A 13,943-nucleotide genomic window follows, 5' to 3' on the forward strand; every position below is an offset into this window, starting at 1 on the left:
CGCTTCAGGGGTGCAGAGTGATTCTGCAGGTTCCTGCGACAGACCAAAGCAGGCGGCACCGGAGACTATTGCGCAGTTGAAATTCAGAGCAGCAAACGATTAGACAGGCGCCATGGCCAACATCGGGTTCTTTTGACTGCGATTCTGATTCTTTGACTAACTGCCTGCGGGATTACCGCCGGTGCACTCCCACTTTAGCACCTTCGACGTCCACCGCCAGCTTCATCACGCGCCAGCCAACATCCGGCGTGTTGGCCCGGGTATAGGCGTCAATGAAATCCACCACCGTGCCGGCCTCGTCTTCGCCGTTGGCCAGCACCAGGACGGTTGGTCCCGCGCCGGAAACAACGGCTGCGTGTCCAGCACGGCGCAGGGCCCGGATCAGCTCCGCGCTGGGGCGCATGGCCTCCGCGCGGTAGCTCTGGTGGAGGTAGTCCTCCGTGCCGGCGAGCAGGAATTCCGGTTTGCTGGTGAGGGCGTGGATGAGCAGCGCCGCCCGGCCGGAGTTCATGGCGGCCGCATGATGGCCCACGGACGCCGGCAGGAGCGCGCGGGCCGCTTCGGTGGAAAGCTCGTAATCCGGTACTGCGACGACGGGAATCACCGAATCCGCCACGGTAGCGCACGTACTGCTGTACTGGTCACTGTCCTGCCATGACAGCGCCAGCCCGCCGAATATGGCCGGTGCGACGTTGTCAGGATGGCCTTCCATTTCGCTCGTGAGCTGCAGGATCCAGTCCTTGCCCCGCCGTGAAGCCTCCGGAACCAGTGCATTCGCGGCGGTCACCGCCGCCACGACGGCCGAAGCCGAGGAACCCAGGCCGCGGCCGTGCGGGTTGACGTTGTCGGCGGTAATGCGGAGGCCCTCGTGCCGGAAGCCCAGCCGGTGCAGGGCCTCCGTGACAGCCCTGACCACGAGGTGGCTGGCGTCCCGCGGAAGGGTCTCCGCACCTTCGCCGCTGAGCTCGAACTGCAGCTCGCCGCTGCCCAGGGTTTCCACGGTCAGGGTGTCATGCAGCGAAAGGGCAAGGCCCAGGCTGTCATATCCCGGGCCGAGGTTGGCGCTGGTGGCGGGCACGCGTACGGTCACAAGCTGCCCGGCCGGGACTGCCGGCGTACCGGCGGCAGACTCGGCCGGGACTGTGAGGGTGGTTTCCAAGGCTATTTTTCTTCCAGGCCCAGTTCGGCGGCCACGGTGACCACATCGTTGGACACCTTGACAGGCTGGACATCGCTGCCGTCCTCGGTGCGCAGCGCCCACTGCGGGTCCTTCAGGCCATGGCCGGTCACGGTGATCACGATGGTCTTGCCCGCGGGTACCTCGCCCGCCGCGTGCTTCTTGATCAGCCCGGCGACGCCGGCTGCGGAACCGGGCTCGACGAAGACGCCTTCGCGGGCCGACAGCCAGCGGTGGGCTGCCAGGATCTCGTCGTCGGTGACGGCGTCGATGAAACCGCCGGACTCGTCACGGGCGGCGATGGCGCCGTCCCAGGAGGCGGGGTTGCCGATCCGGATGGCCGTGGCGATGGTGTCCGGCTCCGTGATGGGGTGGCCGGCCACGAAAGGGGCTGCGCCGGCGGCCTGAAAGCCCCACATCTGCGGGGTCCGGGTGGACACGGCAGGGAGCGTGCCGGCAGTTTCGGACTCGAACGGCGCGGCGTACTCCTTGTAGCCCTTCCAGTACGCGGTGATGTTTCCGGCGTTGCCCACCGGCAGGACATGGATGTCCGGGGCGTCGCCGAGCGCATCAACGACCTCGAAGGCGCCGGTCTTCTGGCCCTGGATGCGGGCGGGGTTCACGGAGTTCACCAGGAAGACGGGGTAGGCCTCGCCGAGCTTGCGGGCGATGTCCAGGCAGTTGTCGAAGTTGCCGTCCACCTGCAGCAGCGTCGCGCCGTGCGCAATGGCCTGGCTGAGCTTGCCCATGGAGATCTTGCCTTCGGGCACCAGCACGGCACACTTCAGCCCTGCGGCCGTGGCGTAGGCGGCGGCGGAAGCCGAGGTGTTCCCGGTGGAGGCGCACACGACAGCCTTTGCGCCGGAGGCCACCGCCGCCGTCATGGCCATGGTCATTCCACGGTCCTTGAACGAGCCGGTGGGGTTCATGCCTTCGACCTTGAGGTACACAGTGGAGCCGGTCAGCTCGGACAGCTTCTGCGCGTGGACCAGCGGAGTGCCGCCCTCACCGAGGGTGATGACCTTGGTGCTCTCCGTTACGGGCAAACGATCAGCGTATTCGCGGATGACACCGCGCCATTGGTGAGCCACTTAGACTCCTTCTACCCGAAGAACGGATGTAACGGAATTGATGACGTCGAGGCCCTTCACGGCCTGGACGGTTGCTGCCAGTGCAGCTTCGGTTGCGCGGTGGGTGACGATCCGCAGTTCGGCCGATTCCACGTTGGAGTCGGCATCGCGGTGGATGGTCTGGCGCATGATCTCGATGGACACGCCGTGCTCCGCGAACAGCTGGGCGATCCGTGCCAGCACGCCCGGCTGGTCGGCAACGTCGAGGCCAATGTAGTAGCTCGTGTTCACGGCGTCGATGGGCAGCGCGGGAACGTGGCCGATGGTGGTCTCGGTCTGCGCAGGCCCGCCCAGGACAATCCGGCGGGCAGCGGAAACGAGGTCGCCCAGGACGGCCGACGCCGTCGGGGTTCCGCCGGCACCCTGGCCGTAGAACATCAGCTCGCCCGCGTTCTCGGCTTCGATGAACACTGCGTTGAACGCGCCATGGACGGCCGCCAGCGGGTGTTCGCGCGGCAGCAGCGTGGGGTGCACGCGGACGGAGACGCCCTCGCTGCCGTCGGCGGCGGTCAGCTTCTCCGCGATGGCGAGGAGCTTGATGACGAACCCGGCGTCCTTGGCCGCGGCGATATCCGACGCGCTGACTTCGGTGATGCCTTCGCAGTGGACGTTCTCCAGGTCGAAGCGCGTGTGGAAGGACAGCGAGGCGAGGATGGTCGCCTTGGCCGCGGCATCAAGGCCACCGACGTCGGCTGTGGGATCCGCCTCGGCGTAGCCAAGTCGCTGGGCCTCGGCGAGGGCATCGGCGAACTGCGCACCGGTGGAATCCATCTGGTCAAGGATGAAGTTGGTGGTGCCGTTGACGATGCCGAGGACCCGGGTGATGCGGTCGCCGGAGAGGCTGTCGCGGATGGGGCGCAGGATGGGGATGGCGCCGGCCACCGCTGCTTCGTAAGACAGCTGGACGCCGGCCTTGTCTGCCGCCTCGTAGAGCGTGGGGCCGTCCTGGGCCAGCAGGGCCTTGTTGCCGGTGACCACGCTGGCGCCGTTCTCGATGGCGGCGAGGATCAGGGTGCGGGCAGGTTCGATGCCGCCCATCAGTTCGATGACGAGGTCGGCATCCTTGACCAGGGTGTCGGCGTCGGTGGTGAAGAGTTCCCGCGGCAGCTCAACGTCACGGGGCGCATCGATGGTGCGCACGGCGATGCCGGTCAGTTCCAGGCGGGCTCCGGTGCGGGCGGCCAGCGCTTCGGCGTCCTCAATCAGAATCCGCGCCACCTGGGCCCCAACGTTGCCACAGCCCAGCAGGGCTACCTTCAGGGTTCGCAATTCAGTCATTCAGACTCCCATGTCGCGGTTCAGCAGATCTTGTTCGGTTTCCCCGCGGACAATCAGCCGTGCTGATCCATCGCGCACAGCGACAACGCCCGGCCGGGCCAGATAGTTGTAGTTGCTTGACAGGGCCCAGCAGTAGGCGCCGGTCCCCGGTACAGCGAGCAGATCACCGGCTGCCACGTCCTCGGGCAGATATACATCTCTAACAACTATGTCGCCGCTCTCGCAATGTTTGCCCACTACGCGGGACAGCTGCGGGGCTGCGTCGGAGCTCCGCGACGCCACAATTGCCGAATAATCCGCGTCATAAAGCACCGGACGGGCGTTGTCGCTCATGCCGCCGTCCACCGACACATAGCGGCGGGGGTGCGTAACGGTTCCTTCTGCATTCGCGGCATTTTCGCCACCGTCGCCGGTTCCGGCGCCGGGCGGGTCCACGCGGACGGTTTTGAGCGTTCCCACTTCGTAGAGGGTGAAGGTGGTGCTCCCCACAATGGCGCGCCCCGGCTCAATGGAGATCCGCGGTGCGGTGATGCCCAGTTCAGCGCAGGTGGAACGCACGACGGCGGCCATCGCCTGCGCGATCTCGGCCGGCGGCCGCGGTGTGTCCACCGGCGTGTAGGCAATGCCGTAGCCGCCGCCGAGGTCCAGTTCAGGCAGGACGATCGAGTATTTCCCCTGCATGGCGGCGAGGAAATGGAGCAGTTTCACGGCGGCCAGCGCGAAGCCATCCGGTTCGAAGATCTGCGAGCCTATGTGGCAGTGCAGGCCAAGGAGTTCAATGCTGTGGTAGCTCGTGGCTGCGGCCACTGCTTCCTCGGCGGCGGACAGGCCGGCCTGGTCCGTGGAATCCTCTGCCATGGAGAGGCCGAACTTCTGGTCCTCATGGGCCGTGGCAATGAATTCGTGCGTGTGCGCATGCACTCCGGGGGTGAGCCGCAGCATCACCCTGGCGGTTTCGCCGCGGTCCGAGGCGATTTTCGCGACGCGCTCCAACTCCGCGAGGCTGTCCACGACGATCCGCCCCAGCTTCATGTCCAGCGCGCGGTGGATCTCGGCGTCGGACTTGTTGTTCCCGTGCAGGGCGACGTCGGCCCCCGGAATGCCGGCGCGGTTGGCCACGGCGAGTTCCCCGCCGGAGGCTGTGTCCAGCCGCAGCCCTTCTTCCTCCACCCACCGGACGACGGCAGTGCAGAGGAAGGACTTCCCGGCGTAGTAGACATCCACTCCCCCGCAGATGTCGGCGAAGGCGTCATTGAAGGCGTCGCTGAAGGCCCGGGCGCGTGCCCGGAAGTCGTTCTCGCTCATCACGAACAGCGGCGTGCCGAACTGGCGCCGGAGCTCGCTGACCGGAATGCCGTCGATGGCGAGTTCGCCGGCGTCGTTCCGGGCAACGCCGGCCGCCCACATGGGCTCATGGAGCGCATTGAGGTCTGCCGGAACGGCAAGCCAATCCGGTGCCAGCGGCGATGCGTGGTTCAGGGAGTTCCCGGTCATTGCGTCACATCCGTTCCGGCGCCGAAACGCCAAGCAGTTCCAGTCCGTTGGCCAGCACCTGGCTGGTGGCGTCGTTGAGCCACAGCCTCGTGCGGTTGACGTCGGTGATGGGCTCATCGCCCTGCGGCGCCACGCGGCAGGCGTCATACCAGCGGTGGTAGGCACCTGCAATGACTTCCAGGTGGCGGGCCACGCGGTGCGGTTCGCGCAGTTCGGCGGCCTTGGCAACGATGGACGGGTAGCTGCCCAGGTAGGACAGCAGTTCGTTCTCGGTGGCGTGGTCCAGGAGGGCTGCGTCGAACACCTCGTTGCCGTCGACCTGGCGTTCCACCCCGGCCGCCACGGCATTGCGGGCCGTGCCGCGGGAGCGTGCGTGGGCGTACTGGACGTAGAAGACCGGGTTCTCGTTGCTGTGCTTCTTGAGCAGGTCGGGATCCAGGGTGAGCGGGGAGTCAGCGGGGAACCGTGCCAGCGAGTAGCGCACGGCGTCCTTGCCCAGCCAGGAGATGAGGTCCTTGAGCTCGATGATGTTGCCGGCCCGCTTAGACAGCTTGGCGCCGTTCACTGACACGAGCTGGCCGATCAGCACCTCGATGTTGGCCTCGGGATCGTCGCCGGCGGCGGCGGCGATCGCCTTCAGCCGGTGGATGTAGCCGTGGTGGTCCGCTCCCAGCAGGTAGATCTTCTGGTCGAAGCCGCGGTCCTTCTTGGAGAGGTAGTAGGCGGCGTCCGCGGCGAAGTACGTCGGTTCGCCGTTCGCGCGGATCATCACGCGGTCCTTGTCGTCGCCGAAGTCCGTGGTGCGCAGCCAGACGGCACCGCCGTCGTCGAACACGTGGCCCTGTTCCCGAAGGCGCGCCACGGCACTTTCGATGGCGCCGGCGTCGTGCAGTTCCTGCTCGGAGAAGTACACATCGAAGGCAACGCCGAAGTCGGCGAGGGTGTCCTTGATGTCCTTCATCTGGGCCTTGTACGCCGCGCTGCGGATGACCGGCAGCGCCGCCACGTCGGTCAGCTCGCGGATGTCCGGGTGTTCCGCCAGGACGTGGTGGCCCAGGTCGGAAATGTACTGGCCCGGGTAGCCGCCTTCCGGGACGCCGCGGCCGTGCAGGCGGGACAGCACGGAATGGGCGAAGACGTTCATCTGGGAGCCGGCGTCGTTGATGTAGTACTCGGCGGTGACTTTTGCGCCGGAGGCCCGGAGCACGCGGGCGATGGAGTCGCCCAGCGCAGCCCAGCGGGTGTGGCCGATGTGCAGCGGGCCGGTGGGGTTGGCCGAGACGAATTCCATGTTGACCACGTGGCCGGCGAGCGCCGAGTTGGTGCCGTACTGCGGGCCGGCTTCGACGATGGCCCTGGCAAGCGCTCCGGCTGCCGCGGCGTCGACGGTGATGTTCAGGAAGCCGGGCCCGGCGATGTCCACGGCCGATACGCCGTCGATGGTCTTGAGCCGTGCGCTGAGGATGGTGGCGAACTCCCGCGGGTTGGTGCCCGCCTGCTTTGCCAGCTGGAGGGCAATGTTGGTGGCCCAATCGCCATGGTCCCGGTTCTTGGGCCGCTCCACCCGCACCTCGTCCGGCACGGCTGATGCGGGAAGTGCAATATCACCGGCGGCGACGGCGTCTTTCAGGCAGGCGGATATGGCGAGGGAGAGTTCTTCGGGAGTCACACTTCTAGCCTACCGGTGGCCCGCGATAGCGGCGGAATCGGGCCAATGCCATGACGCTGTGAAGGCGCACAGGAATAAGAAGCCTCACAGAATTGAATCGGGTTCGTCACAGCCTGAACCATTACGCTGATTCCAACGTTGTCCATCCTGTAACGGCCTGGCTGAACCCGGCCACCCCGGACCCGGGTCCCAAAAGACGCATCCATACGCAACTACACGAATCGAGTCCCTGCATGAGCTTCCCGGTACGCAAGAGCGTTTTCGTCGGCCTCGCCGGCATGTCCCTGATCGGAACCGTAGCGGGCTGTGCGCCGTCCGCCCAGGCACCGGCGGCACAGTCCACTGCCGCCTCAACCGGTTCGGCAACCAGCGGTGCGCCCATTGCGAGTACTGGCGCCTCGACATCGGCCGCGTCCGGCTACAAGGACGGCACCTACAGCGCCGACGGAAATTATGTCTCCCCCAACGGCACGGAAACCGTGGGCGTTGAGCTGACGCTTTCCGGCGGAACGGTGTCCGACGTCAACATCACCCAGCATCCCTCCAATCCCAACACGCGCAAGTTCCAGGGCGAGTTCGCCGGCGGGATCAAGGCGCAGATCGTGGGCAAGAACCTGGATGAGCTGAACGTCTCCAAGGTTGCCGGCTCTTCGCTGACCAGCGGCGGCTTCAATGAAGCCGTGGAGAAGATCAAGTCCGAGGCTCAGTAAGTACGGCTCTGAACCCGTTCACCGCGTCAAGAGGAGATCACGTGCCGCACCCGGGCTGGGCAGCCTTTAGTTTCGAGGGAATCGGGACCGCCTGGGAGATTTCCACGCCCGGCCCCCTGGACACGGGCCACCGCCGCCGGCTCTTGGACGTGGTGGAGGATTACGACGCCGCGTGGTCCCGTTTCCGGACGGACTCCCTCGTGGCGCGGGCGGCCAGGGAAGCGGGGCGGTACCAGATGCCGGACGGTGCAGGCGCGCTGGGCAGCCTGTACCGGAGCCTTTACCGGCTGAGCGCAGGTGCCATGACTCCGCTGATCGGCGGCAGCCTGGAACAGCTGGGCTACGACGCGGACTATTCGCTCCGGTCCCGCGGAACCCCGCTGCCCGCCCCGCCGTGGGACGACGTACTGGACTGGCAGGACACTGTGCTGACCACCACGGCTCCCGTGGTCCTGGACGTCGGAGCCGCCGGCAAGGGGCAGCTGGCCGATTTGCTGGCAGCGGAACTCCGGTCCCAGGGTGTCAGCGAACACTTCATCGACGCCAGCGGCGACCTCCTCAATTCCGGCCCCGCTCCGGTGGCCGTCGGCCTGGAGCATCCGTACGATCCCGGCCGGGCCATTGGCACCATCAGCCTGGGCGCGGGCGCGCTCTGCGCCTCCGCCGCCAACCGGCGGGCCTGGGGCGACGGGCTGCACCATGTGCTGGACGGCACCACGGGGACACCGGTGCGGACCGTCATTGCCACGTGGGCGCTGGCGGGGAATGCCATGACGGCCGACGCGCTGGCCACGGCGTTGTTCTTCGTTTCCGGCAAGGAGCTTGAACAGGATTTTGAGTTTTCCTGGCTTACGGTTTTCTCGGACGGAAGCGCCGCCTACTCAGCAGGTTTCGAAGGAGTGCTGTTCGAATGAGTTCCATGATCCAGCAGGTGGACACGTCCCTGAACCGCCTGACCATGTACCGCCTGGTGCTGTGGGTGCTTGCCGTCCTGGCCGCATACAGCCTGCTGCTCAACGTCCTTGGCTGGCTGACGTTCGGCATCCCCGAAATGCTGGCCCACCTGGCGCTCTGCCTGGGACTGACCTACGTCTCGAACCGCGGGCTGGCCGCGCTGTTCCACGTCCGGCCGCACTCCGAATCATCGCTCATCACGGGGCTGCTGCTGTATTTCCTGTTCTGGCCCAGCTTCAAGGCCCTGGACGTCGCGGGCGTCGCGCTCGCCTGTGTCCTGGCGTCGGCCTCGAAATACGCCCTGGCCTGGCGTGGCCGGCACATCTTCAACCCCGCTGCAGCAGGCGCCTTCACGGCAGGCCTGACGGGACTGAACATCGCCACGTGGTGGGCGGCCACACCGGCGATGCTCTTCCTCCTGGTTCCCGGCATCCTGCTGGTGCTCTACCGCACACGGAAAGTCCTCATGGGCACCGTGTTCACGGCCGTTTCCGTATCCATTGTTGCCACGGAACTCCTCCGGGCCGGGATGACCCTGGGCGCGGCACTCTGGCAGCCGCTCGCGCAGCGCCCGGTGCTGTTCTTCGTGGGCTTCATGCTGACCGAACCGCTGACCCTTCCGCCGCGGCGCTGGCAGCAGCTGGCGCTCGCCGCCGTCGTCGGGGTGGTGTTCGCGGTGCCCTACAACCTGGGGTTCGTGGCAAACTCGCCCGAACTGGCGCTGCTCGTGGGAAACCTGCTTGCCTTCCTTGCCGGGCAGCGCGGCGGCATCCGCCTGAACTTCCAGGAATCGCGGCCCCTGACACCCACGACGACGGAATTCAGCTTCCGGCCCGAACGCGCGGTCCGGTTCGCGCCGGGACAGTACATGGAGCTGCATCTGCCCCACGCCAAGTCCGACGGGAAAGGCCGGCGGCGCGTGTTCAGCCTGACCAGTGCACCGGATGCCCGGGACGTCACGATCGGTGTGGGAACTGCCGAACCCGTGTCCGCCGCCAAGCGTGCCCTGCTTGCGCTGCAGCCCGGAGATTCCGTGACGGCAACAGCGGTGGGCGGAGACTTCGTCCTCCCCCGCAGGCCTGCCGGCCCCGTCCTGCTGGTTGCGGCCGGCATCGGCATTACGCCCTACCTTGCCCAGCTCGCCGCGGGTACTGCGAAGAACCGCGACGTTGTCCTGCTGTACCTGGCGAAGTCTGCCCCTGAACTCGCCTACGCGGATGCGCTTGAGCAGTCCGGTGCCCGCGTCATTGCGCGCCTGTCCGACGGCTCCGCGCCGCCGTCGTTCATGGAAGACGCGTGCAAAGTATCGCGGCCGCCGGCACGGCTCGACGGTGCTGCGCTCAAGGAGCTTGTTCCGGACATCGCCGGCCGCGAAGTGTTCGTTTCCGGCTCTCCTGCCAGCGTCCGATCGCTGCGGGCCGCCGCCCGCGGCGCCGGTGCGCGGCGCATCCGCACCGACTCGTTTGCAGGCTACTGACCGCCGATTTTCCATTGGAGGCCACCTTCCTGCTAAGCTCTAGGACGTCCCGCCGGCAACGGCAGGAACCCTGACTGCCCTCGTAGCTCAGGGGATAGAGCGTCTGCCTCCGGAGCAGAAGGTCGTAGGTTCGAATCCTATCGAGGGCACAGACAAACCCCGCCAGCCCAGCTGGCGGGGTTTCCTGCTTAAGGCCTGTGTGGCCCTTCAGGCGTGTCCCGCCCGCGGCAATGTCGGCACCCCCTCGTAGGCTGGTTCCATCGCCGACGAGCAAAGGGGAAATTCATGTACTGCTCCATCATCCCGCCCTACCTGCTGCGTCGCCTTGCGGCCCGGGACGAACCGCGCCTCCACGCAGTTGCGCGGGCAGCCAAGGAAGCGCTGCTCCATGTCAGGTCCATCCAGGCCACCCGTGCGCTTCCACTGCCGGCCGTCCCGTCCGGAATCCGGCAGCTCAAGCCCGGTCCGCCCAGCCGCACGGTCTACGACGCAAAGGGCTCCGAATCCCTGCCCGGCCAGCTGCTCCGGAAGGAGGGCGAACCCGCCACGGGAGACGCCTCGGCAGACGAGGCTTACGACGGCCTGGGGCACACCCACCGTCTGTACGCCGAGGCGTTTGGCAGGAACTCGATCGACGGCCAGGGCCTTCCGCTCGATGCCACCGTCCACTTCGGAAAGCTGTACGACAACGCCTTCTGGGACGGAACCCAGATGGTATTCGGCGACGGCGACGGCGAAATCTTCCAGCGCTTCACCCGGTCCCTGAGCGTCATCGGGCACGAACTGGCCCACGGCGTCACGCAACACTCCGCCGGCCTCGTCTACCGGAACCAGGCCGGGGCCCTCAACGAGTCGCTTTCGGATGTGTTCGGCGCCCTGGTGGAACAGTACGTCGGCCAGCAGCCGGCGTCGGAGGCCAGCTGGCTGATCGGCGAAGGCCTGTTCACCGACCAGGTGGAAGGTGCGGCCCTGCGGTCGCTGAAGGCTCCCGGCACCGCCTACGACGACGACGTGCTGGGCAAGGATCCCCAGCCGGACTCGATGGATTCCTATGTGCGGACCGGTGCGGACAACGGCGGCGTGCACATCAACTCAGGCATCCCCAACCGCGCGTTCTACCTGGTGGCGTCGGCACTTGGCGGCAACGCCTGGGAAACTCCGGGCCGGATCTGGTACGACACACTCACCGGAGGATCCCTGCCGGCCAATGCCACGTTCACCAGGTTCGCCAAAGCCACCGCCGCATCCGCGAAGGAACTGTTCGGTGGAGACTCCCCCGAACATGACGCCGTCCGGAAGGCGTGGGAAACTGTGAAGGTAAAGCTGTAACTGGATCACCGCCGGAGCGGTCAGCCGGCGGCCAGCAGTACCGGAAGCACAGGAACCAGGCCATGAAGATCACTGTCCAGCGCAGCGGCGGGATTGCTGCGCTCAAGCGGGTGTGGAGTGTCCAGGCCACGACGCCCACGGACAAGAGCCGCTGGGAGCCGCTCGTTGAGGCCTGCCCCTGGGACGCCGTCCCGCGGTCCGCTGAGGCCGGGGGCCAGCCGGACAGGTTCATGTATTCGATCAAGGCCGGCCAGCACCGCGCCACGCTCCCTGAGCAGGCTGTCACGGGGCCGTGGCGGGTCCTCGTGGACAACACCCGGGCGGCCGCCGAAGCCGCCCGAAACAGCGGACGCCAGTCCGGCTAGACCGCCGGCTCCAGCTGCCCGCGGAACGCCCTCCGGTAGGACTGGGGGCTGGTGGACAGCACCTTGCCGAAATGGTGCCGGAGCAGGACGGAATGGCCGAACCCGGACTCGCGGGCAATCTCGTCGATGTTCAGCTCCGTGGATTCGAGGAGCTCCTGCGCCCGCAGCACGCGCTGGGAGTTCAGCCAGGCGGCGGGAGTGGCCCCCGTTTCGGACCGGAAGCGGCGCGCGAACGTCCGCGGCGACATGTGGACCCGGGCCGCGAGTTCGTTCACGGTGTGCTCGTTTTCGAGGTTGCGGACCATCCACCGGAGCAGCTCTTCCATGGGCTGTGAACCGCAGGCAGGAATGGGACGGTCGATGAACTGCGCCTGCCCGCCGTCGCGGTGGGGCGGGACCACCATGTCGCGGGCAATGCTCGCCGCCACGTTGGCGCCGAGTTCCACCCTCACCAGGTGGAGGCAGGCATCAATGCCGGCCGCGGTGCCTGCACTGCTGATGATCCGGCCGTCCTGGACGTACAGGACATTTTCGTCCACCAGGGCCGCCGGGTAACGGCTGGCCAGCACCTGCGAATAGTGCCAGTGCGTAGTGCATCTGCGCCCGTCCAGCAGGCCGGCCCGCGCCAGTGCGAAGGCGCCGGAACAGATGGACATCACCCAGGCGCCACGGGCATGGGCGGCCCGCAGGGCGTCCAAAACGGATTCCGGGACGTCCTGGTCGTGGCCGTAGGGGGCCATGATCACGAGGTCCGCATCGGCGGCCGCTTCCAGCCCCAGCTCCACGTGCAGGGACAGGCCGGACTTGAGCCGGATATCCCCCGGTTCCGGCGTGCAGACACGGAAATCGAAGGCCGGAACCCCGGTCCCCCGGGCCGATCTGTCAATGCCGAACACCTCGAACGCGGTCCCGAACTCGAAGATGGAAAAGTTGGGAACAACAATCACTGCCACTGATTTGAGCATGCTTCCATTATGGCAGAAATTATAGCTTTTTGGTCATTTCTGCCACTGTTTTGTGGCCGGGAACGGTAGAAACATAGAGGCATGGAAACCATCGGAGTTGCACTCATCGTCCTGTTGCTCGTCATCCTGTCAGCCACCATCGCCGCACTCCTCAAGGACGGACGGGGCCATACGCCGCCCGAACGCTCGGAGAAGGATTGGTCCGCACTGGAACTGCCGAGCGTCAGCTACACCCTCAGGAACTACTGACCACCGCCGTCGTGGCCGGCTGCCGCAGGGCAAGCCCGGCCAACGGCCCGACATCTCCACCCATCACAGCAACCTACGCCCCTATCCGGACAGTTATGGTCCGCATAGGGGCGTACATTCGTTCCTATGATCCAGACGTCCGCCCGCCTGCTCCAGTTGTTGAGCCTGCTGCAAGTGCGCCGTGAATGGACGGGACCGGCCCTGGCCGAACGCATGCAGGTGACGGAACGGACCGTCCGCCGCGACATCGGCAAGCTCCGCAGCCTGGGGTATCCCATCCAGGCTTCCCCCGGTGTTGCCGGCGGCTACCAGTTGGGGTCGGGAGCCCAGCTTCCGCCACTCCTGCTTGACGATAACGAGGCCCTGGCCGTGGCCCTGGGCCTCAGCTCGGTGGCGGCAGGCCCGGTTGCAGGGATCGGCGAGGCCTCCGTGCGGGCCCTTGCCAAACTCGAACAGGTGCTGCCGTCCCGGCTGCGCACCCGGTTCTCCACACTGCGAAACGCAGTGACCACGCTGGCCAGCGACGCCGCGCCGGTTGATCCGCTATTTCTGACGGCGGTGTCGACGGCCATTGCCGACCGCCGCCAGGTGAGCTTCGACTACACGAAGGCCGACGGCGGCGCGGGCCGCCGCCTGGTGGAGCCGTACCGTCTCGTGGACACGGGGCGCCGCTGGTATCTGGTCGCCTGGGACTGCGACCGGGCGGACTGGCGCACGTTCCGGGCAGACCGCCTCGCCTCCATGCCGGCCGAACGGAAGAAGTATGTGCCGCGTCCCCTGCCCGCACCGGACCTGGCAGCCTATGTGCAGCGCTCGGTGACGCGGTCCCCGTACAGGTACGAGGTGGTGGTGCGGCTGCACGCGCCGCTGCACGACGTGGCAGCCCTGGTGGGTCCGCATGTGGCCACCCTGACCGCCGAAGGACCGGACCGGACCATCCTGCGGGCGGGCTGGGACCGGCTCGAGGCCCCCGCCGCACACTTGGCAGGGCTGGACATGGACTTCGAGATCCTCGCCCCGGCGGAGTTCGCGCAGCATGTCAGCAGGCTGGCCGAGCGGCTGGGGAAGGCGGCGGGCGGCGGCGGGCCGGCGTCGGACGGTATCCCTGACGATGTACCAGGCTCACCGGCTGCGCCACAGTAGACT

General features: G+C 67.0%; 13 protein-coding genes and 1 tRNA gene. 8 read left to right on the forward strand and 6 right to left on the reverse strand.

The window, feature by feature from the left end:
* Positions 1-172 precede the first annotated feature (172 nt).
* From thrB to argS, 5 genes are read right to left on the reverse strand one after another with little or no spacing between them, the layout of a single operon-like run.
* Positions 173-1,159: a homoserine kinase gene (thrB, locus tag AB0N24_RS09365; protein WP_214952977.1), complete on the reverse strand. Its 987-nt coding sequence runs from the start codon at positions 1,157-1,159 to the stop codon at positions 173-175.
* 2 nt (positions 1,160-1,161) lie between these two features.
* Positions 1,162-2,268: a threonine synthase gene (gene thrC / locus AB0N24_RS09370; RefSeq protein ID WP_364123111.1), complete on the reverse strand. Its 1,107-nt coding sequence runs from the start codon at positions 2,266-2,268 to the stop codon at positions 1,162-1,164.
* Entirely contained in the window at positions 2,269-3,585 is a 1,317-nt protein-coding gene (locus AB0N24_RS09375) for a homoserine dehydrogenase (RefSeq protein ID WP_214952981.1), read from the reverse strand. It lies immediately after the preceding gene.
* Positions 3,586-5,079: a diaminopimelate decarboxylase gene (lysA, locus tag AB0N24_RS09380; protein ID WP_364123114.1), complete on the reverse strand. Its 1,494-nt coding sequence runs from the start codon at positions 5,077-5,079 to the stop codon at positions 3,586-3,588.
* A 4-nt stretch (positions 5,080-5,083) separates the two neighbouring features.
* On the reverse strand, positions 5,084-6,748 hold the full coding sequence (gene argS / locus AB0N24_RS09385; RefSeq protein WP_364123116.1) for an arginine--tRNA ligase: 1,665 nt from the start codon (positions 6,746-6,748) through the stop codon (positions 5,084-5,086).
* Positions 6,749-6,981: 233 nt separating this feature from the next.
* On the opposite strand from argS, the gene AB0N24_RS09390 reads away from it, so the two are divergent.
* The 6 genes from AB0N24_RS09390 (at position 6,982) to AB0N24_RS09415 (ending at position 11,583) form a co-directional block, all read left to right on the forward strand.
* A complete protein-coding gene (locus AB0N24_RS09390) occupies positions 6,982-7,458 on the forward strand; it encodes an FMN-binding protein (RefSeq protein WP_364123118.1) in 477 nt (158 codons plus the stop codon).
* A 41-nt stretch (positions 7,459-7,499) separates the two neighbouring features.
* A complete protein-coding gene (locus tag AB0N24_RS09395; RefSeq protein WP_364123120.1) occupies positions 7,500-8,372 on the forward strand; it encodes an FAD:protein FMN transferase in 873 nt (290 codons plus the stop codon).
* A 5-nt stretch (positions 8,373-8,377) separates the two neighbouring features.
* Positions 8,378-9,889, forward strand: coding sequence for an oxidoreductase (locus AB0N24_RS09400; protein WP_364123231.1), 1,512 nt, complete (start codon positions 8,378-8,380; stop codon positions 9,887-9,889).
* A gap of 76 nt (positions 9,890-9,965) precedes the next feature.
* Positions 9,966-10,038, forward strand: a tRNA-Arg gene (locus AB0N24_RS09405).
* Positions 10,039-10,174: 136 nt separating this feature from the next.
* Positions 10,175-11,218, forward strand: coding sequence for a M4 family metallopeptidase (locus tag AB0N24_RS09410; protein WP_364123122.1), 1,044 nt, complete (start codon positions 10,175-10,177; stop codon positions 11,216-11,218).
* Between the two features lie 62 nt (positions 11,219-11,280).
* On the forward strand, positions 11,281-11,583 hold the full coding sequence (locus tag AB0N24_RS09415) for a protealysin inhibitor emfourin (RefSeq protein ID WP_214952992.1): 303 nt from the start codon (positions 11,281-11,283) through the stop codon (positions 11,581-11,583).
* Here AB0N24_RS09415 and AB0N24_RS09420 read toward each other — a convergent pair.
* On the reverse strand, positions 11,580-12,548 hold the full coding sequence (locus tag AB0N24_RS09420; RefSeq protein ID WP_214952994.1) for a helix-turn-helix domain-containing protein: 969 nt from the start codon (positions 12,546-12,548) through the stop codon (positions 11,580-11,582). The two genes, AB0N24_RS09415 and AB0N24_RS09420, sit on opposite strands and share 4 nt — an antisense overlap.
* An 81-nt stretch (positions 12,549-12,629) precedes the next feature.
* On the opposite strand from AB0N24_RS09420, the gene AB0N24_RS09425 reads away from it, so the two are divergent.
* Positions 12,630-12,797 (forward strand): hypothetical protein, encoded by a 168-nt coding sequence (locus AB0N24_RS09425; RefSeq protein WP_214952996.1) that lies wholly within the window; start codon positions 12,630-12,632, stop codon positions 12,795-12,797.
* Between the two features lie 126 nt (positions 12,798-12,923).
* A complete protein-coding gene (locus tag AB0N24_RS09430; protein WP_364123124.1) occupies positions 12,924-13,940 on the forward strand; it encodes a YafY family protein in 1,017 nt (338 codons plus the stop codon).
* Positions 13,941-13,943: the final 3 nt, after the last annotated feature.

The sequence above is a fragment of the Arthrobacter sp. NPDC093128 genome, from assembly GCF_040683875.1.
GTDB lineage: Bacteria > Actinomycetota > Actinomycetes > Actinomycetales > Micrococcaceae > Arthrobacter.